We start from the raw sequence: 25289 nt of genomic DNA on the forward strand, positions 1-25289 counted from the left end.
AAAAGCACGTCACCCTTTCTCATTAACATAAGAGAATAGTAACGTACTTTCAACTTCAAGAATAGTCTGAATCCTTAAGTTGATGGATGTGGGGTACCGCCACATTGCCATCAAGCTAAGATTTTAAAGTACCCCCTAAATGGAATTTTTTTATAGCACCGAAGTTCATTTTTATGATTTTTGGGGAAGAATGTGCTTCTTAACTTGATACCGCAAAAAAACAAACAGGAATGACTATTAAGTCATTCCTGTTCCTTAAAGAAACCTTCTATGGTACTAGCAACTTCCTTGAATGCTTCACCTTGGAAACTAGAAATTGATAATCCTCCAATTATATTTTTCTACTGTGAATTTACACTATCCCAGTTATCATCCCAATTTTCAGTAATATGCTTATAAGCTTTAAAAGGTTTATCACGACTTGGTGAAACATATTTTAAAGCATCTATCAACTCTACAAACTCCAAAACACTTCAGGCCCTTCTTTTAGAACTGGAGTTACCTCTTCGTTGCGAGATAAAACTTCCATTTAGGTGGTGCTATTAAATTTTAAAAGCTAAAACAAGCATAACCCCGTTCTAAATTTAGGACGGGGTTAAAATATAGTTGTTTAATTTCCGATATAAGATACTTCACTGTACTCAAAAATATAACAATAAAGTCGATTAAAAATCTAAGGTTTATTCAGCAATAGCGCCCGATTGCGGAAGATCAAGAAAATGATTATGATTGCTGCTTATAGCTTGTTGAACTAACGCACCCGTTACTTTAAGTGAATTGATTCACAATCTTACTGGGAATTTACCTAAAAAAGCTGAATTAACTTAATAAAAAAAGGACTCCCTTTTTGGGAATCCAATTCATTCAGTGTCACTTTGGTTAAAGTCTAATCTTCTTGGTTCGCAACACTGTCATTAGCCTCATCGGCACCTTCGCCGACTTTGTTACCCATCGCTCCTCCTGCAACAGCTCCTGCAACGGTACCAAGTGGACCAAGAACAGAACCCAAAGCAGCTCCAGCGACAGCACCGACACCAGTTCCTACCGCTTCGCCAGCATCATTATCGACACGGTTACGTTCGTTTTTATCAGCCACTCATCTCACTCCTTATTTAGAATAGGCAAGTGCATTCCAGCACAATACCTTACATATTTTGACCTATAAGGACAGATTTATGCGAAGTTTCTTAACATATAAAAGGGTGAAGGAATTGTTGTTGAATTTTACGAAGCCTTTAATAATTTTTGTAATTCGTTATACGTCGAAAAGACGAAGTCTGATTGGAGACTTCGTCTTTGTTTATATAGGGCATCAAGCGTTTCGATTCCTTTTATTGTACGTGAAGCATGGCGAAGTGTTAGAATCCTGAGGATCTAGCAAACCGGCGCTTTACATGGCGATGATCTTGTTCTATGTAATTATTGAAATGTTTGATTGTAGAATGAGTAGTACTTTTATAAAAGTCATTCACCTTTAATTTTTTGAGTGAACAAAGTAAAGAAAGGGCCTTATCTGTTGTCAGAACCGTTGGTTCTCCAAAAGTTTGAACGAGTCGTTTCATAAAAGCATACGCAGATTGTGTATTCCGTTTCTTAAGTTGATGGGTATGGGGTACCGCCAGCATTTTGGAAAAAAACACGCTAAGCAAAAAATGTAATGAGCTGCCCATATGGACAGCTCATTTACATAATTATCGATCGCGGAAGTTGAATTTTGTCCTATTTTTCTTTTTATCATATTCTTTTGTTAACCACGGCTTATTCACTTTTATTTTAATTAGCTTTCAGCAATACCGTAAGCAAGCAATGAAATATACCCGATTATACAAATTGCAATAATGTTAAGTATTATTAGTAGCCATTTTATTAAACCTTTTTTTGCTTTTAGTCCCAAGAAAGTTCCTAATAATGGGAACAGAAACATGGAAATAATAAATGGTTTACCTAATGTTCCTAACGACACACCACTCAACATTGTATAAAACAAAACAATGAAGATTACTAAAGTAGCAAGTGAAAAAACACTATATTTATTCATATGGGTTCACCTCCCGAAAGTTAGTTGTTATTTCCAATGTATAATATTCAAATCTTGATACAATTACTATTTAATTCCTTCTACAATGCCATTTAGTTGAACAATATTCTTTTTAACCGCTTATTTTATGTCGGAATTTGCTTAGCGTACAGAATTTGCGCCACACCATTTAGTCTACCTACGGAAATAGGTGGGCTTTATAACGCATAAGGAAAAGACACTCATATAAGAGTGTCTTTTCTGATAGCTTTTTTAGCAGAAGCAAGCAGCTCCAACGATGATTACTTTTGTTTTTAACTAATTTATTCTAAAAAGACTACGGAAATTATCGATGTACAATATGCTTTTAACTTGCCGTGCTGGGGTGTGAGAAATAACCTTTTTGCGGAAGATAATATGAGAAGTTTGTTAGAAGAATGGAGAAGAAGGGGATTACCGATTATTCATATTCAGCATGTGAATAAAGAAAATATGGAGTCAATGTTTTACCCTCATGCAGAACAGTCCATTTTAAAGAAGAAGTGAGGCCAATACTAGGTGAAATCATTATACAAAAGTCTGTTAATAGTGCGTTCATTGGGACAAATTTAGAAGAGCAATTACGAGAGAAAGGCTGCAAATCTGTAGTGATTGTCGGATTAACGACAAATCATTGTGTAGAGACGACAACACGGATGGCAGGTAATTTAGGTTTTTTAACATATTTAGTGAGTGATGCGACGGCTACTTTTAACCGTAAAGGATCAGATGGTAAAGAATATAGTGCAGAAGATATTCATAATATGACGCTTGTGAACTTGCATGATGAATTTGCTACCATCGTTACGACGAAAGAAGTGTTAAAAACTATTTCGATAAAATAATTGCAGAATTATGTAGAAAAAAATAAGAATATTTCGTATAATCTAAGTATAATTATTTTGAAAATAGGGGTGGCAGCATATGGAGCAAATTCCAGTGAAGAAAATAGAAACGGTACTTGTTTTAGCAGAAAACGATAAACAAAAGCAAAAGGAATTTTATGAATTGCTCTTAACAACGGAGTTTTATGTTGCTGGATCAGTAGAGGCAGAAGATGCGGCGACGGAAGGAACACTTCGTTTACGTCATTTCCAAGGAGAAGGCAGATGGATCGTTCCGTTCTTTACACAATTGGAGTTTGTAAAAGATGTGTTGCCAGAGGGAACTCCCCTTATTACGATCCGTGGTCAAGAATTATTTGAAAGCATCGATAAAGATGCAACAGCAGTATTAAATGTCGGTACGGATATTACTAAAACATTTATTCCAGAAGAGATTGCAGATATATCATCAGGACGCATTTTTAACTATTATAAGTAAAAGGAAAAGCTAAATAGCTTTTCCTTTTTAATTTGTGCAAGGTATTGCTATGCCAGAAGAAATAGAAACGGTATTATTGTTTGTATTAATTGTCGCCGGAACACCAAGAGGAATGCCGATATTTGGGTTTATATGTCCAATTGGTAAACCGAATAGTGCAGGAATGTTATACGGTGCGAAATATTCATACAAGATTGATTGAAGGGATTGAGAAGGCTTTGAGGGCATACAATCATGACAGCTAGTAAAAATAACACCAGTGCATGCATTGAACTTTCCTGATAAACGCAACTGATTTAGCATACGATCGATTCGGTATGGCTCTTCTCCAATATCTTCGATTAATAAAATGTTATTGTCTATGTTTATTTCATAAGGTGATCCAATTGTACTAGTTAGAACTGTTAAATTCCCTCCAACTAATGGACCTGTCACTATACAATCAGATGCTACAATGCATTCTGAGGCAGATAAAATAGATGAATACGGAGAAAATAGTTGATGAAAAGAAGAAAGAGAAAGGGAGTCGACACCTTTTCCTAGTTCTTCAATCATCGGCCCATGAAAAGTTACAAGCCCCGCGCGACGTGAAAAAGCAATATGTAAAGCAGTAATATCACTATATCCCCAAAAGACTTTCGGATTCATTCGAATAAGTTCGTATTGAATATGGGGGAGGAGACGAGCGCTTCCATAACCACCTCGTGCACAAAAAATTCCCTTTACGTCAGGACGTGAAAATGCCTCATGTATATCATCAAGACGAATTTGATCACTTCCAGCTAAATAGCCATACTTCTCGTATACGCTCTTACCAATTAGGACAGATAACCCCAGTTCCTTTAATACTTGCACTCCTTTTAATATATTTTCGATTGTTGGTGGGCCTGATGGGGCGATAATCATTACAGTGTCACCTTGTTTTAATGCATTTGGATAAATCATTGTCTTCCCTCCTTCTCTTTCAATATATTCGCGTAGTGATGGTTCAATCCTTGTAAAAGAAGGGGAATTCATGTGATATAAAGAAGGTATAAGGAGAGTAGGAGGGAAAATGATGTTTACAAGCCGAGTTACAGAGATATTACAAGTGAAGTATCCTATCATTCAAGCGGGGATGGCGGGTGCCATTACGACGCCAGAACTCGTTGCAGCTGTAAGTAATAGCGGAGGATTAGGTACGCTTGGAGCTGGCTATATGAGCCCAGAACAAATTCGTGAAGCTATTTATAAGATAAGGGAGTTAACGGATAAACCATTTGGTGTTAATTTACTTTTAACAAAAGAGTTGAAGATAGAAGAAGAAAAGATAAAAGAGGCGAAAGCATTACTTGCGGCGGTGAATAAAGAATTGGGTATAGAGGAAGAGCAGGTGCTAAAGCTGCCGAAAAGCTATAAAGCACAATTACAAGTATTATTAGAAGAAAAAGTACCAGTCGTTAGTTTTGCATTTCAAATGTTAGAAAAAGAAGAAATAGATGCTCTAAAAAGGGAAGGAATAAAGGTCCTCGGAACAGCTACTCATGTTGCAGAGGCGAAAGCACTCGCAGAATTAGAAGTAGATATTATTGTCGGACAAGGCAGTGAAGCTGGTGGGCATAGAGGAACGTTTATCGGTAAAGAACAAGATGCAATGATTGGCACGTTTGCGTTAATTCCGCAATTAGTAGCAGCAATACCAAATATCCCAATTGTAGCAGCTGGTGGCGTGATGAACGGACAAGGCATTGTTGCGGCATTTGCATTAGGGGCAGAAGCTGTTCAAATGGGATCAGCTTTTTTGACGAGTGAAGAAAGTATTACACATGATGCATATAAAGAGGCAGTATTACAAAGTACAGATACGAGCACGACGGTAACGAGAGCATTTTCTGGAAAATATGCAAGAGGTATTCGTAATACATTTATAGAAAAGCACGAAGGGAAAGAAGAAAACTTACCAATGTATCCAGTGCAAAATGTATTATCTTCAAAAATACGTCAAGAATCAGCGAAGCAAAATAATGGAGAATATATGTCTCTTTGGGCTGGACAAGCATCATCATTGGCGCGAATAGAATCAGCCCGGCATGTAGTGGAGCGAGTCATGAAAGAAGCGAAGAACGTAATTGAACAATTACAAAATGTATATAGAAAAAGACCACTTGAGTAATTCAAGCGGTCTTTTCATTAGTTTGCTTTATAAAATTGCTGGATAGCTTCGTCGATGTAAACCCAGCCTTTCCAACCTAAGTGCATATGATCTTTTAAGAAGTACTTATCATACTCATGGTTTGAGAAGTCGGCAATTGGATAACCAGCTTTCTCAATTTGCTCATGAACTTTCTTATAGTACAATTCACGTCGTTCTTTCGGGAATCCAGCATAATCGTACCAAGGACCTTTTACCGGAACAGAAATGAAGAGTGGTTTTGCACCCGATTGTTTTAATAAATCAAGTACAAGTTGTAAATCTTCATATTCTGGCGATTGGTCATAAGCATCATTTTTTAAGTAGCCTTCACGCTGTTTTAACTTCTTCTTAATTTTGCTATTGAAGTAATTGTCTTCGATACCATATTCGTTAGATCCTGATTCTACTGCACCTGTTTGATCAGCATGCTTACGAGCTTCTTCCCAGTTCATTTGTTTCAATGATGGATCAAGAGTTTCTTTATGCGGCTTAATATCAAACATTGCTGTAAATAAATCTTTACGATCTAAAATATTACGATAAATATAAGCGAAAGGTTTAGCAGCAGCTGCTTTTACTTTATGCTTCGTATCATCATAAGCGATACCTTCAAGCGAAATTTTTAATAAAGTTTCTTTCTTAACGATCTCAAAGTTTAATAAACGCTCTGCAATTTGCTTTTTCATTTCAGGTTTTAAATCATCGTTGAAAATGAAGTGATAACCTTGTTGTTTTGAAAAGTTAGGTGCAAAGTGTGTTTCATCAATACCTTGTGGTACAAACCATTGCGGAGAAAGAACGAATATCATTTTCTTATCTTTCAATTGATCCATTGTAGATGCAAAGTTTAATACATGTACAAGGTCTTGTGTTCCGCCTCGTCCAAGCAGGAATGGTGTGAATCCTTCAGGCTTTACTTTGAAATAATTTGATGGATGGAAAGCATCCATACGTGCGAATTCCGATGAACCGTACATCGGAAGATATTTTGGATCTGCTAACATCTTTTGCTGTAAAATCATACTTTGAATTTTTTCTTCTTTTAAAGAAGTCGCAGCTTGTTCTACTTTCTCATCACTTACAAGTGGAAGTAGGAAGCGCGTTGGAATAAGTAAGAATACAGCAAAAAGGGCCAATGCTAAAAGCATCGGACCAAATTTTGCTTTGTTCATCGGATTTCTTCCAACTTCTTAATAACCATATTTGGTGTAGCCCACTCATCACGGTCAAAATCAGAAATAGAAACTTCAATATCTAAACGCTCTTGGAATTCAACTAATAAAGATACTACAGCGAAAGAATCAAGAATACCTTCTTCAAATAATTGAACATCTAAGTTTTCTTTCACAATATCGTTTTCACATACTTCTTCTAAAATATCTAATACTTGCTCTTTGAATTCTGCCATTTTTAAAATCTCCTTTATATCCGAAATATATTATATGTGCAACTTCTTAATAGTATAAGAAGGGTGCATTAAAAGTATCTGTTAAGGTGTCCAGAGAAGATTAGGAAACCGAAACATACAAAGTGGAACGTAATTACAATCGCAAGGACATGCGTAAATTTATTCTTTGGCCAAAACTTAAGCTTCTTGTTTTTTCGTTCGAAAATATCGAATAAGATGAACAGAGCGGCATGGTAAAGACCGTAAATAATATATTGCGCAATGGCACTTCCTTGGATGTGCCAAATTCCCATAACGAAAAAGTTTAAAAATGCACCGATATACGAAATTGTGTATCGGTTTTTAATTAACTTCTTCTTCGTTGCGAAAAAGACGAAACGCATGTAAATAAAGTCGCGGAACCAGAATGATAAACTCATGTGCCAGCGGTTCCAGAAGTCTTTAATGTTACGACTAATGAAAGGCATATTAAAGTTTTCTGGAGTTTTAATCCCCATCATATAACTTACACCGATTACGAATGCGCTATAGCCAGCAAAGTCAAAGAATAAGTATAAACTATAACCATACATGTAAATCATGTTTGAAAGAAATGTATCTTGTTTGGCCATTGCCGTATCGACAATATGCTGATTTAGTAAATAAGCAATAATAAATTTATACAAGAAACCTTGGAAAATACGATTTAGCCCTGTATATAGTAAATTTTGATATTCTTCAGCGCTAGGTGGCTTTTGAATATCTTTTTGGAATCTTCGATAACGATCGATAGGTCCTGTTGAAATCGCAGGGAAGAATAAAACGAATTCCCAGAAGTTAAAGAAAGAAAGTTCTTTAATTAAACCATCACGAACTTCAAATACCATTTGAACTGCTCTAAATGTTACGTAAGATATACCTAGAAAAACAACAAGCTTTAACTCAGGTAAAAACGTTGCAAACGGTGCGATTTTCGCCAAAATAAGAGGCAAAATCGATAAAATAACAGCTATACAAAACGTGAATGTACTATTATTTTGTTTTCTTAAAATTAAATAGCCTTTAATAAGGGCATATTGCCAAATAATAAATGCGGCTAACATCATTGCTTGCTTCGGTTTATCAGAGAAGATAATAGCAAGCATTACTAATGTTAAAACGGCATTATATTTACGCAATATTTTACCTTTTAATCCAGCTATGATAGTAGGTATTAATAAAATGCCCACTATAGCGAAAAAATAAAATGATCCATACGCGGTCATGCTGTAACCTCACTCAATAATTTTTTGCGATCTACCTTTCCATTTGGTGTCATTGGAATAGAAGATTGATACATGAATTTACGTGGAATCATGTAATTTGGTAATCGCTCATTGAGTTCTTTTTTGATTGCAGATGTTAATTTGAATTCTTTTTCAAACGAATGCTCTCCAGGAACAACAACCGCTAATAAGTAATCGTATTTTTCACCTTTTTTAATTGGAACAACAACTGCTCCTTCTACGTAAGAACACGCACGAAGATGATGTTCGATTTCTTCTAATTCCATTCGATAACCATGAAGCTTAATTTGGAAATCAAGACGACCATTATAGAATAGAAGACCATTTTCTACATAGCCAGCATCACCTGTTTTGTAGGCACGCTCACCGTCAATCATGGTAAATACTTTTTCTGTTAATTCAGGGCTTCCTAAATAACCAACGCTTACACTCGGTCCGACGATTACGATTTCACCTTTTTCACCATCTGGTGCAATCGTGCCATCTTCTTTCATAATAAGAAGGCGACAATCTGATTTACAGTAACCAACTGGAAGAGATTTGTATTTATTTACAACTTCTGCTGTAACGTGAATGCCTGTTACAGCAACAGTAGCTTCTGTAGGACCGTACGTATTCATAATTGCTGCTTTCGGGAAACGCTCAATTAATTTTCTAGCCACTTCATTTGGTAACACTTCACCGCAGAATAAGAATGTTTTCATGTTTGGTAGCATACTCTCAGAGAAAGATGCTTCCATTAAACACATTTCTGCAAAAGATGGTGTAGAAGTCCATACTTGTATATCCGATTGCTCTAAAGAAGCAAACAAGTCTTTTGGACGTGCAATCATATCTTTGTCGATTGCCCATAGTGTACCACCTGTTACTAACGACGGGTAAATATCCATTACAGATAAATCGAATGAGAAAGGTGCTTGATTTAAGAATACTTGTCCTGTTTGTAAGTTGAAATCTTCAACAGCCCACTTCGTAAAGCTAACAAGACAATTATAAGTAATCTGAACCCCTTTCGGATTACCTGTGCTACCTGATGTGTAAATAATGTAGAAGTTCTCATCATCTTTTACCGCATGTTCAGGATTTGGAGTGTTCCCTTTATGAGTAAAGAAAATATCTTTTAAGTTGTCTTCAGATACGATGCGAACGGGTAAATCAGCTACAGTTACTTCTACCCCTGATAACAGTAATTTCGCACCAGAACTTTCAGCAATACGTTGTACACGATCAGCTGGGATAGATAAATCTACAGGAATGTATGCATGCCCAGCTTTCACACATCCTAAAAAGTTAATGATCATTTCAGGTTGCATATGGCCATAAACCATAATTGGTGAACGATCATCTGGATACTCAGAAGAAATCCAATGTGCTAACGCATCAGAATCTTCCTTTAATTGTTTGTACGTAATTTTCGCATCTCGCCAAACAAAAGCGGTTTGATCAGGCGTTTCTGCAGCCCACTTTTCAATTTGTTCTAATAACTTCATAACGTTCCCACCCTAAAATTCATTGTAAATAAACGTACTTGTGTTTGTATCATGGAATCCATACAACCAAAGTAATGCAAATAAAATTGCAAGGTAATAAACCGTCTTTGCAACCCATTGTGTGAGTGGTCGAGACCATATCTCTTTTAATCTTTCCATGTCTTTCCCTCTCTTAATGAAATAATAGCTCTTTGTAGGTATCATGTCCTACATTATTGTGAAAAAAACAAAATTCCACATTTTAGGTAAAAATAAGACAAAAGGCTCTTTTTTGATATTAGCACTAAATACTAAAAAAGAAAATCCCTAACTTAGCAATTATATTACATTCAGCATGAATTTGTAATGGATTTATCATGTGAAAAGAAAGTGGTTTGTGTGAATACGTGAAAATACAATTTATGTTATTCCATTTCTGAATTGGCGTGGGTGAATAATCAATGGATACTGAGTAAAGTTTCAAGTTATAGGGCTTTTTAAAGGGAGGGGGAATTATTATGAAGAGAGAGTGGAAAAGTCTTATTTCAGAAGAAAATATTATTAAATGGAGACGGCATTTTCATAAACATCCGGAACTGTCGTTTCATGAAAAAGAAACTTCGCAATTTATATATGATACATTATGTTCATTTTCTTATTTTGAAGTAACAAGACCCACTAATTATAGTGTACTAGCAATTAAAAGGGGCGTGAAAAAAGGAAAAGTAGTTGCTATTCGAGCCGATATAGATGCCTTACCAATTCACGAGGAAACAAGTAAGTCTTATACATCGGTTAATAAAGGTGTAATGCATGCATGTGGACACGATGTACATGCAGCCATTTTATTAAGTACAGCAGAGACGATAGCAAATATGAAGGAAGATTTTGCAGGAGAAATTCGTCTGTTTTTTCAGCATGCAGAGGAAGTGTATCCTGGTGGCGGACAAGAATTGGTGGAGGTCGGCGTTATGGACGGCGTCGATTATGTAATAGGTTTGCATGTTATGTCTGGATTAGAAAGCGGGAAGATAGGAATTGTATATGGTCCAATGATGGCAGCGCCAGATGTGTTTACAATTGAAATTTTAGGAAGGGGTGGTCATGCGGCACGACCAGAGGAAACGATAGATCCAATTGCTATCGGAGCGCAAATCATTACAAATTTGCAACATATTGTATCAAGAAATACAAGTGCCTTTATGCAAAGGGTAGTTTCAGTTACTCAATTTCATGGAGGAATAGCGGATAACATCATTCCAAGTGCAGCAACTTTAATGGGAACGGTTCGATCTTTTAATCAAACATTAAGAGAGGAAGCAGAAGAGAAAATTGAGCAAATCGTGAAAGGAATTACAGAAGCACACGGAGGGGGGTATACATATACGTATCGCTACGGATATGATCCAGTTATTAATAATGAATATATTACGAAAATAGTAGAAGAAAGCGCGATAAAACTGTTTGGAAATCACAGTGTTGTGAAGCTTGAACCTTCTATGGGAGGAGAAGATTTTTCAGCGTATTTAAGAAAAGCACCTGGTTGTTTCATTAAAATAGGGACAGGAAATAAAAATATCGATACTTGTTATCCACATCACCATCCGAAATTTGATGTGGATGAATCAGCCCTAATTTATGGGGTTGAATTATTTCTAGAGACGACTATAAGGTTACTAGAAACGTATAAAGAATAAAAAAAGGCAACTGCGCTCATCGCAGTTGCTTTTATTTCTTCCGTCAGAGAGGGTTGAGAAAGAACTATGCTCATTTATAGTATATGAATAGCTCACGATCAAGCTTGTACATTTTAACTATTTTTTAAAAATAGTTATTGACTTTGATAATCAATTTCAATTAATCTAAATGCATAGTTGGAATTGATTATTATTATCAATTGAATGAATGAGGAATATTAATGAGAAAAACATTTCGCCTTCTACGAAGGGGATTAAAAGATAAAGGTAAAAATGTAGATAAGCATATTGAATGGCAACGAAATGTAATTCGTTCTGAATATGTAGAGGAGAATAGCACAAATAAAACAGAAAAAGCGATACATAGTAAAGGGAGAGATTCAGTTGAGTAAGTTAGTAATGATTTATGCAAGTATGAGTGGAAATACAGAGGAAATGGCCGATCATATTGCGGGTGCAATTCGTGAAACGGAAAATGAGATTGAAGTAATTGATATTATGGATACACCAGAAGCTTCTATCTTAGAACAATATGACGGTATTATTTTAGGCGCTTATACTTGGGGAGACGGTGACCTTCCTGATGATTTTTTAGAATTTTATGATGAAATGGAATCAATTAATTTAACTGGTAAAAAAGCGGCAGTATTCGGTTCTTGTGATTCTGCTTATCCGAAATATGGGGCAGCAGTTGATATTTTAATAGAAAAGCTACAAGAACGCGGGGCAGTGATTGTGTTAGAGGGGCTAAAAGTAGAATTAACGCCAGAAGACGAAGATGTAGAAAAATGTTTACAGTTTGGAGCTGAATTTGTAAAACATCTTTCTTAATGGCGGAAGGGAGATGTAGAGCAATTGCATGAGAAAATCTCAATCAAAACGATGACAGATTATCATTTATACGATTTTATGTGTTGTCCACATAAATTTTATTTCCGTCATATAAAAAGAAGAGAACCATCTTCATTTGAATGGCAACAAATAGCACAAATGATTGTGAATCAAATTATTAATGAATATTACACAGTACCTGCGGGTCAACAAACGAAAATTTTTCTTTTAATACTATTAGAAAAGTATTGGAAAAAAGTAAGGGTTAATATGTTTGCTTCTAAGGCGGAGTACTATATTGTCTTAGCGAAGCTAACGGATCACTTATTACAGTTTGTTGAAAGAGATGAGAGTCAGGTACCACCGTTATTTTTATATGAGAAGTTTCAAACATATATGGAAGAGTTAGGTGTTCATATTTCGTTGACGTTTGAAGTTGGTGAGTGGAGTACAGAATCATTTGTAATTAAAAAGTATGTTGTTGATGCAAATGAGGAAATGCTAGCTCTTTGTCAGAAGCTAATGACTGTTTTCAGTTATAAAGCCTTTGGTGTTATTCCTGGGAAAATTGAAGTTATCAATTTAATAGAAGGTAATAAGTATGAGTACATTCCGAAACAGGAAGATATTATAACTGGAATGGATGATTTATCTAGAATGAAAGAAATGTTGCAACAACCTGAGCACTACACAGAGCGTCATTTTCGTTCTGAGTGCATGAGTTGTGCTTTTCGTAGTGAATGTCAAGTGGAAGCGGTAAAAGAGGAAGCAGCGCAGAAGAAAAATATTGTACATTAAAGGATGCAATTTTGCATCTTTTTTTGTTATTGACATGAAAAGCTTTTCATCATTTACGGTAAATTTGTAGCAGATTTTATAAGAGGAGGAATAAGCAATGAAAGATGAAGCGACGGTATTTCAATGGTTAAAAGAACAAAATGCTCCTTTTGGAATTCAACTGCAAATTTTACAGGCGTTTCAATTGTACGAAGTTATTGTTGAAATGGATAAAAAGTTAATGATGTATGAGGAGAGAGAATATAGGGAGAGAATTTAATCTTGTCCCTGTAATATCGCTTTCAATTGTTCTTTACTCTTGTTAAATTCTATTTCGTTATTTGTCTCAATGTTATAAACAAGATTATGCAGTAAAGGGCTGTATTGATAAAAGGTAGTGATGCGGTGAATGAGTAATGGATCGTGGTGAGAAACAAGTGCACTGTATTGTTCATATACAGATATAGTAAACTCATGACCGAAATCATAATATAGTCCAGCAAAATCAAAAGCAGGATCGCCAATTTGAGCATCACCAAAATCAATAACCCCTGAAATTGTTTTGTTCTGTGTATTAAATAAAATGTGGTGATGTGTAAAGTCAGCATGAATGATTGTATTTTGAAAAGTTGATTTAGTTATACATTCAAAAAATTTTTCAAATAAACTATTTAAGGCCATTTTCTGTAAAGATGTAAGGCTATTAGTAAGATGTTGATTTAATTTCGTTTGTAGGTTTTTCCAGTAGGTAATAGTTTTTTCAGTATGGAATCCTAACGTCTCAATACGTTTTAAAGGAATGTTATGTAAAGCCGCAAGGAAAGTAGCGAGTTGTGTAATAATTGCTTCAAGTTCTTTTTTCTCTAGTTTTGCAACTATTTCAGCTGTTAACGGCTTACCATGAATGAGAGGGTAATAGCTACAAAATGGAACAGTATCACAATTATTCTTATACAATAGGTGATAATTAGGGACTTCGATTTCTTGTAATAAATGAGTAAGAATTGTGCACAGTTCTTTTTCTAACGGAATTCGCTTTGCATATTCAAGTTTTCGCGGGAAACGAAATAGTAGCTCGTCATTTATAATAACCGCTATATTATCCCAACCTTCTTCATTTTGCGTATATGAATGTATAGAAAGATCGGGCAGAGCTTCTTTTATATATTGTTTGTAAGAGTCCATAGTCGTTCCTCGTTTCTAAGTTAAAGTATTCCAATTTATAATATCAGAATTTTCTTTCTATATGTTAAAATGTAACTATCATTATGAAGGAGGGTGGGGTGTATTACGAAGAAAAGAATATTAATCATTTCTATATGTATCGCTTTTGGTTTGTTTTGGTCATATAAAGAGACAGTTTTTGCTGCCTTTAAATCGATAGATCAGTACGAGTTAAATCAGGCAATAAAGAACAAGAGTATAGAAACTTTAACGCATAAAGAAATGAAAAAGGTAGGAGAACACTTTGTCACAGCACAACTATCAGTGTTTGAGTTTGATAATAAAGAAGATGTGAAGACAAAAAGCGAAGAACTATTTGTAAATAAAGGGTATGAACAATTAATGAGAAATTATTATCCAAATCGTTTTCGGGATTTAGAGTATAAATTTACAAACGAGGAGATACATGAAGTGACGGATGAAAGTTTTTGCTATCATGCTGAGGCATATGTTGCTGGTACTGAAAATGGTAAAAGAAACGAAATGAAATTACATTATGACATGAAAATTGTAAAGGTTAATAATTTATTCAGGGTGTTAGAACAAAAACAGTATGTACAATAAATAATCCCTCAAGAAGAAGAGGGATTTTAAAGATTTTCATTTTGTTGACCAATTTCTTTTTGAGCAATGTATAAGTTTCCTTGTTCGACTTGTTTAAGGGTATTAACAGAATCTCCTGCATATCCTTTTTGTGTTTTAACAGTTCTTTTTGAACGATTGGACTCTTGTTTCTTCATATAATAGACCACCTTCCATTAAAAATAAACGAAAATGATGAGTACGAGTAATACGGCTGCGAAAATTGTAATGCCCATTAAAAAAGAGGTGTTTTTATATTTAGGTGGCTTATGTACATCTTGCCTGTATCCAGGTGAAATTTCAGGGGCGAATTCTTCATCGAATGCTTGTTTCTTTTGTTTTTCGTCCATATGTATCCACCTTTCTTTTTCATTATGTTACACGTTACAAGAAAAAATATGCATGAGGAAAACAGCCGCTATAACATTAGCAGCTGTTTTGCGTTGTATATTTTCTTTGTACTTGAAAGAGACGGATAAGAAGGAAACTTGCGCCAAATGCTAGACCGATAATAAGACCGATCCAATAACCTTTTGCGGCCCAGTCAGTATAAGTTGCTAATAGGTAGCCAAGAGGTAGGCCTATTACCCAATAAGCGATCAATGTCATAATTAAGGTAACATTTACGTCTTTATAACCACGCAACGCTCCTTGTACTGGAGTTGCAATTGCATCTGAAATTTGAAATAAAATCGCGAATATAAGAAATTCTTTTGCTAAATGGTGAACATTTGCATCTGTCGTATAAATAGAAGCAATTTCATCATCAAAGAAATAGAGGAGAATTGAATATAAAAGAGCGAAAGCAAGGGCTAACCCAATGCCGATAAATCCATATTGTTTCGCATTATTGTATCGTTTTGCTCCAACTTCAAATCCAACGGCTATCGTCATTGCCATTGCTAAACTTAAAGGGGTCATATATAACAAGGAAGCAAAGTTCATAGCTGCTTGATGTGCTGCTATTGTTGTCGTACTAAAATTACTCATCATAAGTGTTACAGCAGCAAAAATACTCGTTTCAAAAAAGATAGCAAATCCGATAGGGACGCCGAGTTTTAAAAATTCTTTCCAACTCGAAAGAGAAGGGCGATATAACTGCTTAAAAATATTGAAAGATGCGAAAGGCTCTTTCGTACGAATGATAATGACGGTAATAATTAAAATACACCAATATGTTGCTGCAGAAGCGATTGCCGCACCAACACCACCGAGTTTTGGAAAGCCAAAGTGGCCAAAAATTAATAAATAATTTAATACTACGTTAATTGGTAATGATAGTAATGTAATAATCATCGTTGTTCGAGTTTTCCCTAACGCATCAATAAATCCACGTAAGACTGTGTAAGTAAATAAAGGGATAATTCCAATTGCGATAATACTTAAAAATTGTGCTGCAATACGTTCTACAGGTTCTTCTAAACGCATGCCGTTTAAAATAGGTGAAACAGCGAAGAAACCGATAAGGATGACAACGAAACTAGCACAAATTGCTAAATATACTGCTTGTATGACAACGTGGGGAACGTCCTCTTTTTTCTTTGATCCAACGAGCTGTGCAACAATAGGAGTAGTAGCCATTAAAATTCCTGTTAATCCCGTACTAACTGGAATCCATATACTCGTTCCGATAGCAACACCCGCTAAATCAATAGGACTTGCATGTCCTGACATTGTCGTATCAAAAAAGCTCATCGCAAATAATGACATTTGCGTTACGAAAATCGGGAAAAATAGTAGTACAAATTGCTTTAACTTTTGTGAGAATGAAGTAGTTTCTTTCATAAAATCCCCTTTCAGCATAAAAAACAAACTCTTACTATCATACAATTTAATCAAAAAATAGAAAAGAAATACGCGCATGCAACATATGCAATCGATAAAAAAAGGATGCACTTTGAAAAGGGATAAGGTATTATGATAAGGTGTGAAAAAATTACATATTCGTTATTAAGGAGGCACTACTCGTGGCTGATTGGTTAATTGGATTAATCATGGGTGCTGTTGAAGGTTTAACAGAGTTTTTACCAGTTTCATCAACAGGACATATGATTTTAACAGGTCATTTACTTGGATTTGAAGATGAGAGAGCGAAAGTTTTCGAAGTTGTTATCCAGTTGGGATCGATTTTAGCAGTTGTTGTTATATTTTGGAAACGTTTATGGTCATTAGTTGGAATAGGGAAAGTAACAGATGGGCCATCGTTAAATTTATTACATATTATTATCGGGATGATTCCTGCCGGAATTCTTGGTGTATTATTCCATAGTGCAATTAAAAAAGTTCTATTCGGTCCAGGGCCGGTTGTTATTAGCTTAGTAGCTGGTGGTATTTTAATGATTGTTGCTGAGAAGTTTTCAAAACCAAGTACAGCAAGAACGTTAGATGAAATCACATATAAGCAAGCATTTACAATCGGGATGTTCCAATGTTTAGCACTTTGGCCAGGATTTTCTCGTTCTGGATCGACAATAAGTGGTGGTTTATTAGCTCGCGTTTCGCATACAGCGGCAGCGGAATATACATTTATTTTAGCCGTGCCGATGATGGTAGCTGCAAGTGCTTTAGATTTATTTAAAAGCTGGGATGTATTAAGTGCAGCAGATATACCGTTATTTGCAACTGGATTTATTACAGCATTCGTTGTTGCGATGCTTGCAATTGTTTCATTCTTAAAATTATTAGCTCGTGTAAAACTAACACCGTTTGCTTATTATCGTTTCATTTTAGCAGCGGTATTCTATTTCTTCCTTATGTAATAAAAAACCTGCCGGACTCGGCAGGTTTTTTATTTTACTACTTTTTCAATCATGCTTTCCATTACGTGCTCCCAAAGCGAAGTATCATCAGCTAATGTAGCGCGGAAATTAGTATACATTTCTTTTTGTTTTTCCTCGAATGTTGGATCTTCTTTTTCTGGCAATGTAGCACGCATAGAAGTTACTAATTCTTGTACTTTTGGAGCGCGTGGTCCCCAAACAGCTTGTTCATTTCCGTCTTTATCAATGAAAATAAAGATTGGAATTGCACGTGCAGTCCCGTTTGTTAAGTATTGATCCATTAATTCTAAATTTTCATCGCGAATTAATAGTCTCATATCAATATTTGCAACCTCAGAAATTCGTTTCATAACGGGTACACATAAAAGAGCATCGCCACACCAGTCAGCTGTTAATACGATAACACGCCAGTCATCATTTTGACGTTCTTCTAGAACGGGAAGTAATTCATTTGGAATTAAAAAGTTATTGTAGATGTGTAATAGTTCATATTGGTTTACTTTCATTTCATTTACATATGTATCAAAGGACATGCCTTTATCAGCCCATTGTTGTAAATTCATAATTAACACCTCTTTAGTATGATTTGCTTTCATTGTACCAATTTTTATATAGAAAAGCTTGTATTCTTACTCTGTCTTATCGCTTAATAATTTATTTAAGATGAACAAGAATAGTACGACACATAATTCAGCTATGTTGGACATTTGTACGCTTTCTATCCAATCATCGGCAGTATGAATGACGAACCAATCTAGCGTAATTTCGATGATTGAGAAAAGAGAAAGTGAGAGCCAATTTGGCATATTTGTCGTCATTGGATATAACAGTACTTTAAAGAAGATTAAGATAAAGTATGTAATGCCATCTAAGAGAAGGATAAATAAAAAAAAGAGTAGTAAAGCAGTTCGTGATGAGTATTCTATACCTGTAATTTGAAAGATTCCTACATATACAAAAAATATAAATGCAAAAAATATAATGAGAAAAAGAGCAATAATACTAATGATAATTGTTTTATCTTTTAGGCTGAAATTAGAGAACTTTTCCTCCTCCTCCATTAAAATCACTCCTTTTTCTGGAAAATCAATTTCATTGTATCATGAAATATATTCTAAAAAACTGCGAATTATGGGAAAATAAGATGACAAAAAGTAAGATTTCATGTAGAATTATTAATAAGGTTTTTATTTAACTAAATTAAATAAAAGGGGCTGTCAAAATTGTCTCAAAATCGAGAGCAATTAATGGAAGAACTATCGACAAATGTTTTTTCTATGTTCCGCACGTTGCGTAATGATATTGGAAGAATATTTGGTGGTTACATACCGTGGAATGAGTTCATTGTCCTTAGAATATTGAACCGCACGAATAAAGAAATGGTATCACGTGTAGCTAATGAGTTAAATGTATCGAATAGCCATATTACAGCTGTCACAGAAAAACTAATTAATAAAGGCTTTGTAACCCGTTCACGTTCTACATCAGATCGCCGTGTTGTATATTTAGAGATTACAGAACAAGGAAAAGATTTAGTTTCAAAAATGGAAAGTGAGAAAAAGAAATATTTACAGGAAAGATTTTCCGCACTTTCAGAAGAAGAAATGAATGTAATGATTTCTATTTCCAAAAAACTTATTTAAGTAATTACAAATGAGAAAACGCTTACCTATGAAAAAGAGGACCTTCCTTAAATGTGGAAGGTCCTCTTTTTCATAATAGATTATAAAATGAAACTTTAGTTAGTAGTGGCCATCCTTGCTGATTATTAGCCACACCAATCGGGATACAAAATAAAATGTGTATGAAAAAAGATAGAGCGCCATACTACTAATAAAGGAAGGAGGGGAAAATATGACGAATCGTAATGGTAGTAAAGGAAGCGGTAATCAAGGTTCACCGAAATCAGGGCAATTTCAACAGGAGTTTAGTACTGAATTTGAAACTGGTAATGATAACAAAGGAAAAGAATATCGTTCTAAAAAAGGAAGTAAATCAAAAAAGGAGTGACATTAGTCACTCCTTTTTTGATTTAGGAGGCTATAGAGCTAGAAGTACTGAACCAAATGGTTATGACTGGCTCAAAATGTTTGATAAAGCGGTGTGAATAGTATTTTGTATTTGGACAAAAAAATAAGACCATCACATATCGGATGGTCAAAGGAAGGGGACAATTTATGTCAATTTAATTAGGGATGGAAGCTATTCAAGACACTGGGGAATGTCTTATAAATTAGGGAGGAACAGCTTCGATACCTATACTATAAAAGATAGATGTGACCTGAATGTGAACATAGAGTGAAAGAGAAAGGGATTTTTTTAGTGAGAAGAAAGGGAGAACAAAAAATAAGACCATCACATATCGGATGGTCAAAGGAAGGGGACAATTTATGTCAATTTAATTAGGGATGGAAAGCTGTTCAAGACACTGGGGAATGTCTTATAAATTAGGGAGGAACAGCTCCGATACGTATACTATAAAAGACGGATGTGACTTTGATGTGAACATAGCGTGAAAGGGAAAGGAATTTAAAAGAAAATATAAATGAATTAGTTGTTACTATATTAGTTATCGAGTTATGAATGCTATGAAGTTAGAATATAAATAAAAGTTGAAATCTATGAAAAAAAGGATTATGCTCAACTATATTATGAGAGTATAGGGATTTATCCTGCTATTCATAGTTTCTTTCTAAGTTAGTCGGATAAAAGCTTCACTTAAATTAAGGGAGTTAATGACATGGAAGTAGCAAAAAAACAAGGGTTGTATAATCGTTTTATACGATTAAATCCACCGCAAATTTTAGCATTAGGCTTTTTTTGTTTAATTGTGGTCGGGGGTTTGTTATTAAAGTTACCGTTTGCAACGAAAGTACATATTAGTTGGGTAGACGCTTTCTTTACGGCAACGTCAGCAGCGACTGTAACAGGATTAGGTGTTGTAGATACTGCAAGTACGTTTACGATGTTTGGTCAAATTGTTATTATGTTTTTAATTCAAACAGGTGGTCTCGGTCTTATGACGATAGCCATTTTAATTGTTTGGGTACTAGGTAAAAAAATTGGTTTGCGCCATCGATTATTAATTGGAGAAGCATTTAATCAAACAAGTATTGGTGGTCTTGTGAAATTAGTGAAACGAGTTTTTATTTTTTCTATTTGTATTGAGCTGATTGGAGTCATCTTTTTATCGATTCGATTTATTCCAGAGTTTGGATTTGGAAAAGGTTTGTACTATAGTATTTTTCACGTTGTTGCGTCATATAATAATGCTGGCTTTGCTCTTTGGTCAGATAATTTAACAAGATATGTAGGAGATCCTATTATTAATATTGGGATTTGCTCGTTAATTGTAATAGGAGGATTAGGGTTTACCGTATTAATCGATATATGGTATAGCCGTAGTTTCCGAAAACTATCGCTTCACTCAAAAATCATGATTGTTGGAACGATAGCCCTTAACATTATTGCGATGATTGTGATTTTTGTATTGGAATATAATAATGTGAAAACATTAGGGAACTTACCTTTAAATGAAAAGTTATGGGCTTCTTTCTTCCAAGGAATTACACCTCGTACAGCTGGCTTTAACACGATTGATTATGGCGGTATGGAAGAGTCATCGATATTATTTACGATGGTATTAATGTTTATTGGTGCAGGAAGTGTATCGACAGGTGGTGGAATTAAGTTAACGACATTCGTTATTTTAATTACATCAGTCATTTCCTTCTTTAAAAAGAAGGAGGATTTTGTATTATTTCAGCGTACTGTCAAAATGTCGACAGTAACAAGAGCGTTAGCAATTGTCGTTGCTAGTCAAATCCTTATTTTTACAGCAGTATTTTTGTTAATGCTTACAGAAAATTTCAGTTTTATTCAATTGTTATTTGAGACGATTTCAGCGTTTGGAACAGTTGGATTAACAATGGGGATTACTGCAAAGCTAACGGCAGTTGGAAAATGTATTATTATGTTTGTTATGTTTTGTGGATTAATTGGCCCGTTAACACTTGTGTTCTCTTTGGCACGACCAGCGAAACAAAAAATTAAATATCCATCAGAAGATGTATTTACAGGATAAGGTATCTCGCATAATGCGAGATACCTTTTTCATTTTAAAAAAGAGAGAACAATAAGCCAATAATCGCCGCTCGGAATAAAATTGCAATGAGTGCAGCGATACCACCAATAATCGCTGCGGTACCACCAGTTACTGTAGCTCCACGATTATAAGCGTAAATGCCTAGTAGTACAGAAACAAGACCAAATAGTGTTGGGAAGGTGAAGAGTGATAATATAGATAAGGCAAGAGCGATAAAGCCAGCAGTTGATCCAGCGGCGGACGATCTTACATCATCTTTATCGTCTTTATCATAATCAATGCGCTGTGGTGCAACTTCAGCTGCGTATTCTTCTTTATAGTCACTATAATCACTATCTATTCGATCTCTTTTTTTATACTCATCAAATTTCTCAGTCAAAGTAATGACTCCTTTCATAACAAGGTTCGATAATAGTATGTATCTCTTTACCGTTTTTATCCGGGTGTGGACAGGGAGTGATATCCAATTAGAAGATGAAAATTGTTTTTTCGAAATAGGAAAACTTAGTATGACTTCCTCTATTTTGGAAAGTATAAAAAAGAATAATGAGGAAAGGGTGCTGTACATAATGGAACATCCAATTGAAAATTTAATGAAAACAGCAATGACAAATTTAAAAGAGATGGTAGATGTAAATACGATTGTTGGAAGTCCGGTTTCAACAGCCGATGGAAATGTAGTATTAACAGTATCCCAAGTTGCTTTCGGGTTTGGAGCTGGGGGAAGTGATTTTAAGGGGGATTTTTCTCATGAGAAAAATAGTGGTGGACATGGGCAACAAAAAGAGATAAAACAAGGGCATCCTTTTGGAGGTGGAAGTGGTGCTGGTGTTTCCATTAGTCCGGTGGCTTTTTTAGTTGTAGGTTCTAATGGGGTGCAAGTATTACATTTAAATAGTAGCACGCATTTAATCGAAAAAGCTTTAAATGTTGTACCAAGTACTGTAGATAAATTTGTGAACGGTCGCTAAAGGTGAACTTGCATTTTTTAGGAATTGTGATATATTAGAAAAAGTGTGCTTAAGGACGATGGAAATAATTGAAATGTAAATATATATGATGTGCGAAATAAGGGAGAGGAATTTATGATTAATATCAAAAATTTGGTAGTCGGCTTATTTATGCTAGTAAGCGGATTTGTTGTATATGTAATAAAAGAAAAAGCTCCATTTTAAAACAGACAAACCGTTGATGTCTGTTTTTTATTTGCGAAAATAGTTGACAGTTTATCTTATTGGTGTTAGAATTTTAATTCGTGTCTCGGTTACAGCTAGTGTAAAGTGAATATCTCTTATGAATACAATATGAAAAGTTTGCGAAAGATCGGGTAATCTTATCAACAACTTTTGTGAACAAACCCTATAAATTGTATTTGTAAGCTTTATATGTATACTAGTGAATCAAGGAGCGGTCAGTGGAACCGTAATGATGAGAGAGAGGTAGGGCTTTCATCCAGTATATGTTACTTTCCCGTTAGGTGAATATAAAAAAGAGGGCTCCTTGTGAAAAGGAGCCCTCTTTCTTTTGTGTATTGTGATTTGTAAAAATTTAAATGCGACTTTCAACCTGCTGACAAATTTCATCTGTTGTTAAACCATGAGCTGTAATTACTGATCCTTTTATTGATGTATCTGCAATACCCATCATATTAGAATCTTGCCCAGTTACAACACAACAATCGCACCCTTGTGCATCATGTTCTGAGTTAAGTGTAACGACTTCATGTCCATGTTGCTGAAGAGCTTGTTGAACATCTGTTAATGAGTTTTCAACGCCAATTCTAGCCATAATTCTCACCTCCTACCATCTAGTTACTAGTATGCTCAAGTTTTTAGCATATATTATAAAAAGATGGTAGAAGAGTATATGTGTTTAGTCGTTATATACGCCAGTAAGCATTTGACTAACGAATTGATCATTTAATGTATCTTGTGCTGAAGCGTTATTAGAATGAATATCAATTGAAGCAGTAAAGTTATTATATTCTCTGTTACTAGGCTCTACCTCTACGTAATTGTTGAATTTACAAAGCCCTTTCGTATCCATTAGATCAAATAGTTGCAGCATTTCTACTACCTCTTGTCTTGTTCCTTTAATTTGTACACACGCCATTTTTATTTCCTCCTTCATTTTGACAAATTGTTTTTTAAAAATAGGATTATGATTGCGAAATGAAAAATATGAATGTTATTTTTAGACAGCGTTATTTTTGTTATTTTCCCCCTTTTTCACCAAAAGTCGTTGTTTATTCCCGAATATATAAAATCGGACGTCCGTTTATTGAATACAATAGATTCGCACCATTTACCGAAAATCCTTCTCTTAAACAAATATTTTTTTTAGTGGAAATTAGCGAAAAAAATATTTTGACTTTTTGTAAACGTTAACAACGTTGTTAAATCAATATAATTAAAGATGTATGTACGATTAAAAATTATAAATTTTCTAAAAATTCACTTGATTTATTTGAAAAGGAGAGTAAACTAGGAAACAATAAAAAATTCATAGAACATAGGGGGCGCTTTCAAGTGAACGAGCAGTGGATTTTCTTAAATGGAGAATTTGTTCCAAAAGACGAAGCAAAAGTTTCAGTATATGATCATGGCTATTTATATGGCGATGGGGTGTTCGAAGGAATTAGAGTATATAGCGGTAATGTTTTCCGTTTGAGAGAGCATCTTGTCCGGTTATATGAATCAGCGAAATCCATCATGTTAGAAATTCCATATACGTTAGAAGAAGCGACGAAGATCGTTGTTGAAACGATTCAACAAAACAAACTATCTAATGGATATATTCGACTCGTTGTATCAAGAGGACCAGGGAATCTTGGATTAGATCCTGATTCTTGTACGAAACCAAATGTAGTAGTAATTGCAGAACAATTATCTTTATTCCCACAAGAATATTATGAAAAGGGAATTCCGATTGTAACAGTTGCAACGCGTCGCAATCGCCCAGATGTTTTATCACCTCAAGTAAAATCTTTAAATTACTTAAATAATATTTTAGTTCGCATTGAAGCGAAACTAGCTGGAGTACAAGAAGCACTTATGTTAAATGATCAAGGATACGTAGCTGAAGGCTCTGGCGATAACGTATTTATTGTAAAAGGAAATAAATTAATTACACCACCAAGTTCTGCTGGAGTGTTAGAAGGTATTACGCGAAACGCAATTTTAGAAATCGGTGAAAAACTTGGGTATGACGTAAGAGAAGAATTATTTACAAGGCACGATGTATATGTAGCTGATGAAGTATTTTTAACAGGAACAGCTGCTGAAGTAATTGCTGTTACGACAGTAGATGGAAGAACGATTGGTTTAGGAAGAACAGGGCCACATACGAATCGTTTATTAGAAGAATTCCGTAAATTAGTTGTAGAAGATGGAGAGAAAATTTACGAAGAAAATAAAGTTGGATAATAGCTCTTTACGACATGATAAAGCGTTGAAAGGGAGGAGTAGTTGACTGTGAAGCCTCACAGAGAGTCGGTGGTTGCTGGAAACCGATGGTTCACGTCGACGAACATCACCCTTGAGTGCTAAGCTGAAGCGTTTGTTTAGGCTTAGACGGTAGCTCCGTTATTAGCTAGACTC

Annotated in this window: 33 protein-coding genes, 3 pseudogenes and 1 other annotated feature (1 of these 37 running past the window's edge); of the genes and pseudogenes, 17 read left to right on the forward strand and 19 right to left on the reverse strand. The window is 35.0% G+C overall.

Annotation, left to right across the window (positions count from 1 at the left end):
* Positions 1-242: 242 nt before the first annotated feature.
* From MR109_RS30185 to MR109_RS07990, 4 genes and pseudogenes are all read right to left on the reverse strand, one after another.
* A pseudogene (locus MR109_RS30185) lies at positions 243-452 on the reverse strand (hypothetical protein).
* Positions 453-886: 434 nt separating this feature from the next.
* Positions 887-1096 carry a glycine zipper domain-containing protein gene (locus MR109_RS07980; protein WP_098308755.1) on the reverse strand — a complete coding sequence of 70 codons (210 nt, stop codon included), beginning with the start codon at positions 1094-1096 and terminating at the stop codon, positions 887-889.
* A gap of 128 nt (positions 1097-1224) precedes the next feature.
* Positions 1225-1595: pseudogene (locus MR109_RS07985) on the reverse strand (DDE-type integrase/transposase/recombinase); the annotation flags it as partial.
* Between the two features lie 182 nt (positions 1596-1777).
* A complete protein-coding gene (locus tag MR109_RS07990) occupies positions 1778-2038 on the reverse strand; it encodes a hypothetical protein (protein ID WP_002171023.1) in 261 nt (86 codons plus the stop codon).
* A gap of 396 nt (positions 2039-2434) precedes the next feature.
* Between MR109_RS07990 and MR109_RS07995 the strand changes: the two are divergent.
* Positions 2435-2901: pseudogene (locus MR109_RS07995) on the forward strand (cysteine hydrolase family protein).
* A 79-nt stretch (positions 2902-2980) separates the two neighbouring features.
* Positions 2981-3379, forward strand: a complete 399-nt coding sequence (locus MR109_RS08000; RefSeq protein ID WP_242271696.1) for an SseB family protein — start codon at positions 2981-2983, stop codon at positions 3377-3379.
* A gap of 27 nt (positions 3380-3406) precedes the next feature.
* On the opposite strand, the gene MR109_RS08005 is transcribed toward MR109_RS08000, so the two are convergent.
* Complete coding sequence (locus MR109_RS08005) at positions 3407-4324, reverse strand: S66 peptidase family protein (RefSeq protein ID WP_071717502.1); 918 nt, start codon at positions 4322-4324, stop codon at positions 3407-3409.
* Between the two features lie 109 nt (positions 4325-4433).
* On the opposite strand from MR109_RS08005, the gene MR109_RS08010 reads away from it, so the two are divergent.
* Positions 4434-5531, forward strand: a complete 1098-nt coding sequence (locus tag MR109_RS08010; protein ID WP_242271697.1) for an NAD(P)H-dependent flavin oxidoreductase — start codon at positions 4434-4436, stop codon at positions 5529-5531.
* A gap of 17 nt (positions 5532-5548) precedes the next feature.
* Here MR109_RS08010 and dltD read toward each other — a convergent pair whose 3' ends face one another.
* The 5 genes from dltD to MR109_RS08035 form a co-directional block, all read right to left on the reverse strand.
* Positions 5549-6724 (reverse strand): D-alanyl-lipoteichoic acid biosynthesis protein DltD, encoded by a 1176-nt coding sequence (gene dltD, locus MR109_RS08015; RefSeq protein ID WP_098308747.1) that lies wholly within the window; start codon positions 6722-6724, stop codon positions 5549-5551.
* The gene (dltC, locus tag MR109_RS08020; RefSeq protein ID WP_000807310.1) at positions 6721-6960 is read right to left on the reverse strand and encodes a D-alanine--poly(phosphoribitol) ligase subunit DltC; all 240 of its coding nucleotides are present in this window, start codon (positions 6958-6960) and stop codon (positions 6721-6723) included. Before dltC ends, dltD begins: the two co-directional genes overlap by 4 nt.
* 68 nt (positions 6961-7028) lie before the next feature.
* The gene (gene dltB, locus MR109_RS08025; protein ID WP_242271699.1) at positions 7029-8204 is read right to left on the reverse strand and encodes a D-alanyl-lipoteichoic acid biosynthesis protein DltB; all 1176 of its coding nucleotides are present in this window, start codon (positions 8202-8204) and stop codon (positions 7029-7031) included.
* Positions 8201-9715, reverse strand: coding sequence for a D-alanine--poly(phosphoribitol) ligase subunit DltA (gene dltA, locus MR109_RS08030; protein WP_242271701.1), 1515 nt, complete (start codon positions 9713-9715; stop codon positions 8201-8203). Before dltA ends, dltB begins: the two co-directional genes overlap by 4 nt.
* A gap of 12 nt (positions 9716-9727) precedes the next feature.
* Complete coding sequence (locus tag MR109_RS08035) at positions 9728-9874, reverse strand: teichoic acid D-Ala incorporation-associated protein DltX (protein WP_000440293.1); 147 nt, start codon at positions 9872-9874, stop codon at positions 9728-9730.
* A gap of 338 nt (positions 9875-10212) precedes the next feature.
* On the opposite strand from MR109_RS08035, the gene MR109_RS08040 reads away from it, so the two are divergent.
* From MR109_RS08040 to MR109_RS08060, 5 genes are all read left to right on the forward strand, one after another.
* Positions 10213-11391, forward strand: coding sequence for an amidohydrolase (locus MR109_RS08040; protein ID WP_242271703.1), 1179 nt, complete (start codon positions 10213-10215; stop codon positions 11389-11391).
* Between the two features lie 221 nt (positions 11392-11612).
* Complete coding sequence (locus MR109_RS08045) at positions 11613-11783, forward strand: hypothetical protein (protein ID WP_165615142.1); 171 nt, start codon at positions 11613-11615, stop codon at positions 11781-11783.
* Positions 11776-12222, forward strand: coding sequence for a flavodoxin (locus MR109_RS08050; RefSeq protein WP_048370582.1), 447 nt, complete (start codon positions 11776-11778; stop codon positions 12220-12222). Before MR109_RS08045 ends, MR109_RS08050 begins: the two co-directional genes overlap by 8 nt.
* A gap of 24 nt (positions 12223-12246) precedes the next feature.
* A complete protein-coding gene (locus tag MR109_RS08055; protein WP_242271704.1) occupies positions 12247-13020 on the forward strand; it encodes a hypothetical protein in 774 nt (257 codons plus the stop codon).
* Between the two features lie 97 nt (positions 13021-13117).
* On the forward strand, positions 13118-13279 hold the full coding sequence (locus MR109_RS08060; protein WP_002171036.1) for a hypothetical protein: 162 nt from the start codon (positions 13118-13120) through the stop codon (positions 13277-13279).
* Here the strand turns inward: MR109_RS08060 and MR109_RS08065 are convergent.
* Positions 13276-14184 carry an aminoglycoside phosphotransferase family protein gene (locus tag MR109_RS08065; RefSeq protein WP_242271706.1) on the reverse strand — a complete coding sequence of 303 codons (909 nt, stop codon included), beginning with the start codon at positions 14182-14184 and terminating at the stop codon, positions 13276-13278. The two genes, MR109_RS08060 and MR109_RS08065, sit on opposite strands and share 4 nt — an antisense overlap.
* Before the next feature lie 93 nt (positions 14185-14277).
* Between MR109_RS08065 and MR109_RS08070 the strand changes: the two genes are divergently transcribed.
* Positions 14278-14787, forward strand: coding sequence for a hypothetical protein (locus MR109_RS08070; RefSeq protein WP_048370578.1), 510 nt, complete (start codon positions 14278-14280; stop codon positions 14785-14787).
* A 26-nt stretch (positions 14788-14813) separates the two neighbouring features.
* Here MR109_RS08070 and MR109_RS08075 read toward each other — a convergent pair whose 3' ends face one another.
* The 3 genes from MR109_RS08075 to MR109_RS08085 form a co-directional block, all read right to left on the reverse strand.
* Complete coding sequence (locus tag MR109_RS08075) at positions 14814-14963, reverse strand: hypothetical protein (RefSeq protein WP_002171039.1); 150 nt, start codon at positions 14961-14963, stop codon at positions 14814-14816.
* A gap of 18 nt (positions 14964-14981) precedes the next feature.
* Positions 14982-15155 (reverse strand): 2-isopropylmalate synthase, encoded by a 174-nt coding sequence (locus MR109_RS08080; protein ID WP_242271708.1) that lies wholly within the window; start codon positions 15153-15155, stop codon positions 14982-14984.
* A 76-nt stretch (positions 15156-15231) separates the two neighbouring features.
* Positions 15232-16590 (reverse strand): MATE family efflux transporter, encoded by a 1359-nt coding sequence (locus tag MR109_RS08085; protein ID WP_242271709.1) that lies wholly within the window; start codon positions 16588-16590, stop codon positions 15232-15234.
* 182 nt (positions 16591-16772) lie between these two features.
* On the opposite strand from MR109_RS08085, the gene uppP reads away from it, so the two are divergent.
* The gene (uppP, locus tag MR109_RS08090) at positions 16773-17564 is read left to right on the forward strand and encodes a bacitracin resistance undecaprenyl-diphosphatase (RefSeq protein WP_048370575.1); all 792 of its coding nucleotides are present in this window, start codon (positions 16773-16775) and stop codon (positions 17562-17564) included.
* Positions 17565-17593: 29 nt separating this feature from the next.
* Here the strand turns inward: uppP and MR109_RS08095 are convergent, their stop codons facing one another.
* Entirely contained in the window at positions 17594-18181 is a 588-nt protein-coding gene (locus MR109_RS08095; RefSeq protein WP_116500262.1) for a thioredoxin family protein, read from the reverse strand.
* A gap of 33 nt (positions 18182-18214) precedes the next feature.
* A complete protein-coding gene (locus tag MR109_RS08100) occupies positions 18215-18646 on the reverse strand; it encodes a regulatory YrvL family protein (protein ID WP_071717491.1) in 432 nt (143 codons plus the stop codon).
* Positions 18647-18808: 162 nt separating this feature from the next.
* Here MR109_RS08100 and MR109_RS08105 point away from each other — a divergent pair, with 162 nt between their 5' ends.
* From MR109_RS08105 to MR109_RS08115, 3 genes are all read left to right on the forward strand, one after another.
* On the forward strand, positions 18809-19228 hold the full coding sequence (locus tag MR109_RS08105) for a MarR family winged helix-turn-helix transcriptional regulator (protein ID WP_071717490.1): 420 nt from the start codon (positions 18809-18811) through the stop codon (positions 19226-19228).
* 211 nt (positions 19229-19439) lie between these two features.
* Entirely contained in the window at positions 19440-19595 is a 156-nt protein-coding gene (locus tag MR109_RS08110) for a hypothetical protein (protein WP_000184933.1), read from the forward strand.
* 730 nt (positions 19596-20325) lie between these two features.
* Positions 20326-21669, forward strand: a complete 1344-nt coding sequence (locus tag MR109_RS08115; protein ID WP_178940457.1) for a TrkH family potassium uptake protein — start codon at positions 20326-20328, stop codon at positions 21667-21669.
* Between the two features lie 34 nt (positions 21670-21703).
* Here the strand turns inward: MR109_RS08115 and MR109_RS08120 are convergent, their stop codons facing one another.
* Positions 21704-22069: an imidazole glycerol phosphate synthase gene (locus MR109_RS08120; RefSeq protein WP_142322750.1), complete on the reverse strand. Its 366-nt coding sequence runs from the start codon at positions 22067-22069 to the stop codon at positions 21704-21706.
* A 130-nt stretch (positions 22070-22199) separates the two neighbouring features.
* Here MR109_RS08120 and ytfJ point away from each other — a divergent pair, with 130 nt between their 5' ends.
* Together ytfJ and MR109_RS08130 are read left to right on the forward strand one after the other, a co-directional pair.
* The gene (gene ytfJ / locus MR109_RS08125) at positions 22200-22661 is read left to right on the forward strand and encodes a GerW family sporulation protein (protein WP_048370566.1); all 462 of its coding nucleotides are present in this window, start codon (positions 22200-22202) and stop codon (positions 22659-22661) included.
* Positions 22662-22775: 114 nt separating this feature from the next.
* Positions 22776-22865, forward strand: a complete 90-nt coding sequence (locus MR109_RS08130) for a hypothetical protein (RefSeq protein WP_000608227.1) — start codon at positions 22776-22778, stop codon at positions 22863-22865.
* A gap of 373 nt (positions 22866-23238) precedes the next feature.
* Here MR109_RS08130 and MR109_RS08135 read toward each other — a convergent pair whose 3' ends face one another.
* Positions 23239-23478: a YkuS family protein gene (locus tag MR109_RS08135; protein WP_002149532.1), complete on the reverse strand. Its 240-nt coding sequence runs from the start codon at positions 23476-23478 to the stop codon at positions 23239-23241.
* Positions 23479-23562: 84 nt separating this feature from the next.
* Positions 23563-23802: a DUF3911 family protein gene (locus MR109_RS08140; protein WP_025147315.1), complete on the reverse strand. Its 240-nt coding sequence runs from the start codon at positions 23800-23802 to the stop codon at positions 23563-23565.
* Positions 23803-23861: 59 nt separating this feature from the next.
* On the opposite strand from MR109_RS08140, the gene MR109_RS30190 reads away from it, so the two are divergent.
* Positions 23862-24077, forward strand: a complete 216-nt coding sequence (locus tag MR109_RS30190; protein WP_082147767.1) for a hypothetical protein — start codon at positions 23862-23864, stop codon at positions 24075-24077.
* Positions 24078-24218: 141 nt separating this feature from the next.
* Positions 24219-25115, forward strand: a complete 897-nt coding sequence (gene ilvE, locus MR109_RS08145; RefSeq protein WP_242271710.1) for a branched-chain-amino-acid transaminase — start codon at positions 24219-24221, stop codon at positions 25113-25115.
* 16 nt (positions 25116-25131) lie between these two features.
* Positions 25132-25289 (forward strand) — a binding site (T-box leader) (it continues 71 nt past the right edge of the window).

It is taken from the genome of Bacillus cereus group sp. BfR-BA-01310 (assembly GCF_022664325.1).
Lineage (GTDB): Bacteria > Bacillota > Bacilli > Bacillales > Bacillaceae_G > Bacillus_A > Bacillus_A paramycoides.

Bases quoted from the DNA above. Each gene is read 5' to 3' on its own strand.
- MR109_RS07990 (WP_002171023.1), bottom strand. From the start codon at position 2,038: ATGAATAAATATAGTGTTTTTTCACTTGCTACTTTAGTAATCTTCATT.
- MR109_RS08000 (WP_242271696.1), top strand. From the start codon at position 2,981: ATGGAGCAAATTCCAGTGAAGAAAATAGAAACGGTACTTGTTTTAGCA.
- MR109_RS08005 (WP_071717502.1), bottom strand. From the start codon at position 4,324: ATGATTTATCCAAATGCATTAAAACAAGGTGACACTGTAATGATTATC.
- MR109_RS08010 (WP_242271697.1), top strand. From the start codon at position 4,434: ATGATGTTTACAAGCCGAGTTACAGAGATATTACAAGTGAAGTATCCT.
- dltD (WP_098308747.1), bottom strand. From the start codon at position 6,724: ATGAACAAAGCAAAATTTGGTCCGATGCTTTTAGCATTGGCCCTTTTT.
- dltC (WP_000807310.1), bottom strand. From the start codon at position 6,960: ATGGCAGAATTCAAAGAGCAAGTATTAGATATTTTAGAAGAAGTATGT.
- dltB (WP_242271699.1), bottom strand. From the start codon at position 8,204: ATGACCGCGTATGGATCATTTTATTTTTTCGCTATAGTGGGCATTTTA.
- dltA (WP_242271701.1), bottom strand. From the start codon at position 9,715: ATGAAGTTATTAGAACAAATTGAAAAGTGGGCTGCAGAAACGCCTGAT.
- MR109_RS08035 (WP_000440293.1), bottom strand. From the start codon at position 9,874: ATGGAAAGATTAAAAGAGATATGGTCTCGACCACTCACACAATGGGTT.
- MR109_RS08040 (WP_242271703.1), top strand. From the start codon at position 10,213: ATGAAGAGAGAGTGGAAAAGTCTTATTTCAGAAGAAAATATTATTAAA.
- MR109_RS08045 (WP_165615142.1), top strand. From the start codon at position 11,613: ATGAGAAAAACATTTCGCCTTCTACGAAGGGGATTAAAAGATAAAGGT.
- MR109_RS08060 (WP_002171036.1), top strand. From the start codon at position 13,118: ATGAAAGATGAAGCGACGGTATTTCAATGGTTAAAAGAACAAAATGCT.
- MR109_RS08065 (WP_242271706.1), bottom strand. From the start codon at position 14,184: ATGGACTCTTACAAACAATATATAAAAGAAGCTCTGCCCGATCTTTCT.
- MR109_RS08075 (WP_002171039.1), bottom strand. From the start codon at position 14,963: ATGAAGAAACAAGAGTCCAATCGTTCAAAAAGAACTGTTAAAACACAA.
- MR109_RS08080 (WP_242271708.1), bottom strand. From the start codon at position 15,155: ATGGACGAAAAACAAAAGAAACAAGCATTCGATGAAGAATTCGCCCCT.
- MR109_RS08085 (WP_242271709.1), bottom strand. From the start codon at position 16,590: ATGAAAGAAACTACTTCATTCTCACAAAAGTTAAAGCAATTTGTACTA.
- MR109_RS08095 (WP_116500262.1), bottom strand. From the start codon at position 18,181: ATGAAAGCAAATCATACTAAAGAGGTGTTAATTATGAATTTACAACAA.
- MR109_RS08100 (WP_071717491.1), bottom strand. From the start codon at position 18,646: ATGGAGGAGGAGGAAAAGTTCTCTAATTTCAGCCTAAAAGATAAAACA.
- MR109_RS08110 (WP_000184933.1), top strand. From the start codon at position 19,440: ATGACGAATCGTAATGGTAGTAAAGGAAGCGGTAATCAAGGTTCACCG.
- MR109_RS08115 (WP_178940457.1), top strand. From the start codon at position 20,326: ATGGAAGTAGCAAAAAAACAAGGGTTGTATAATCGTTTTATACGATTA.
- ytfJ (WP_048370566.1), top strand. From the start codon at position 22,200: ATGACTTCCTCTATTTTGGAAAGTATAAAAAAGAATAATGAGGAAAGG.
- MR109_RS08130 (WP_000608227.1), top strand. From the start codon at position 22,776: ATGATTAATATCAAAAATTTGGTAGTCGGCTTATTTATGCTAGTAAGC.
- MR109_RS08135 (WP_002149532.1), bottom strand. From the start codon at position 23,478: ATGGCTAGAATTGGCGTTGAAAACTCATTAACAGATGTTCAACAAGCT.
- MR109_RS08140 (WP_025147315.1), bottom strand. From the start codon at position 23,802: ATGGCGTGTGTACAAATTAAAGGAACAAGACAAGAGGTAGTAGAAATG.
- MR109_RS30190 (WP_082147767.1), top strand. From the start codon at position 23,862: ATGAAAAATATGAATGTTATTTTTAGACAGCGTTATTTTTGTTATTTT.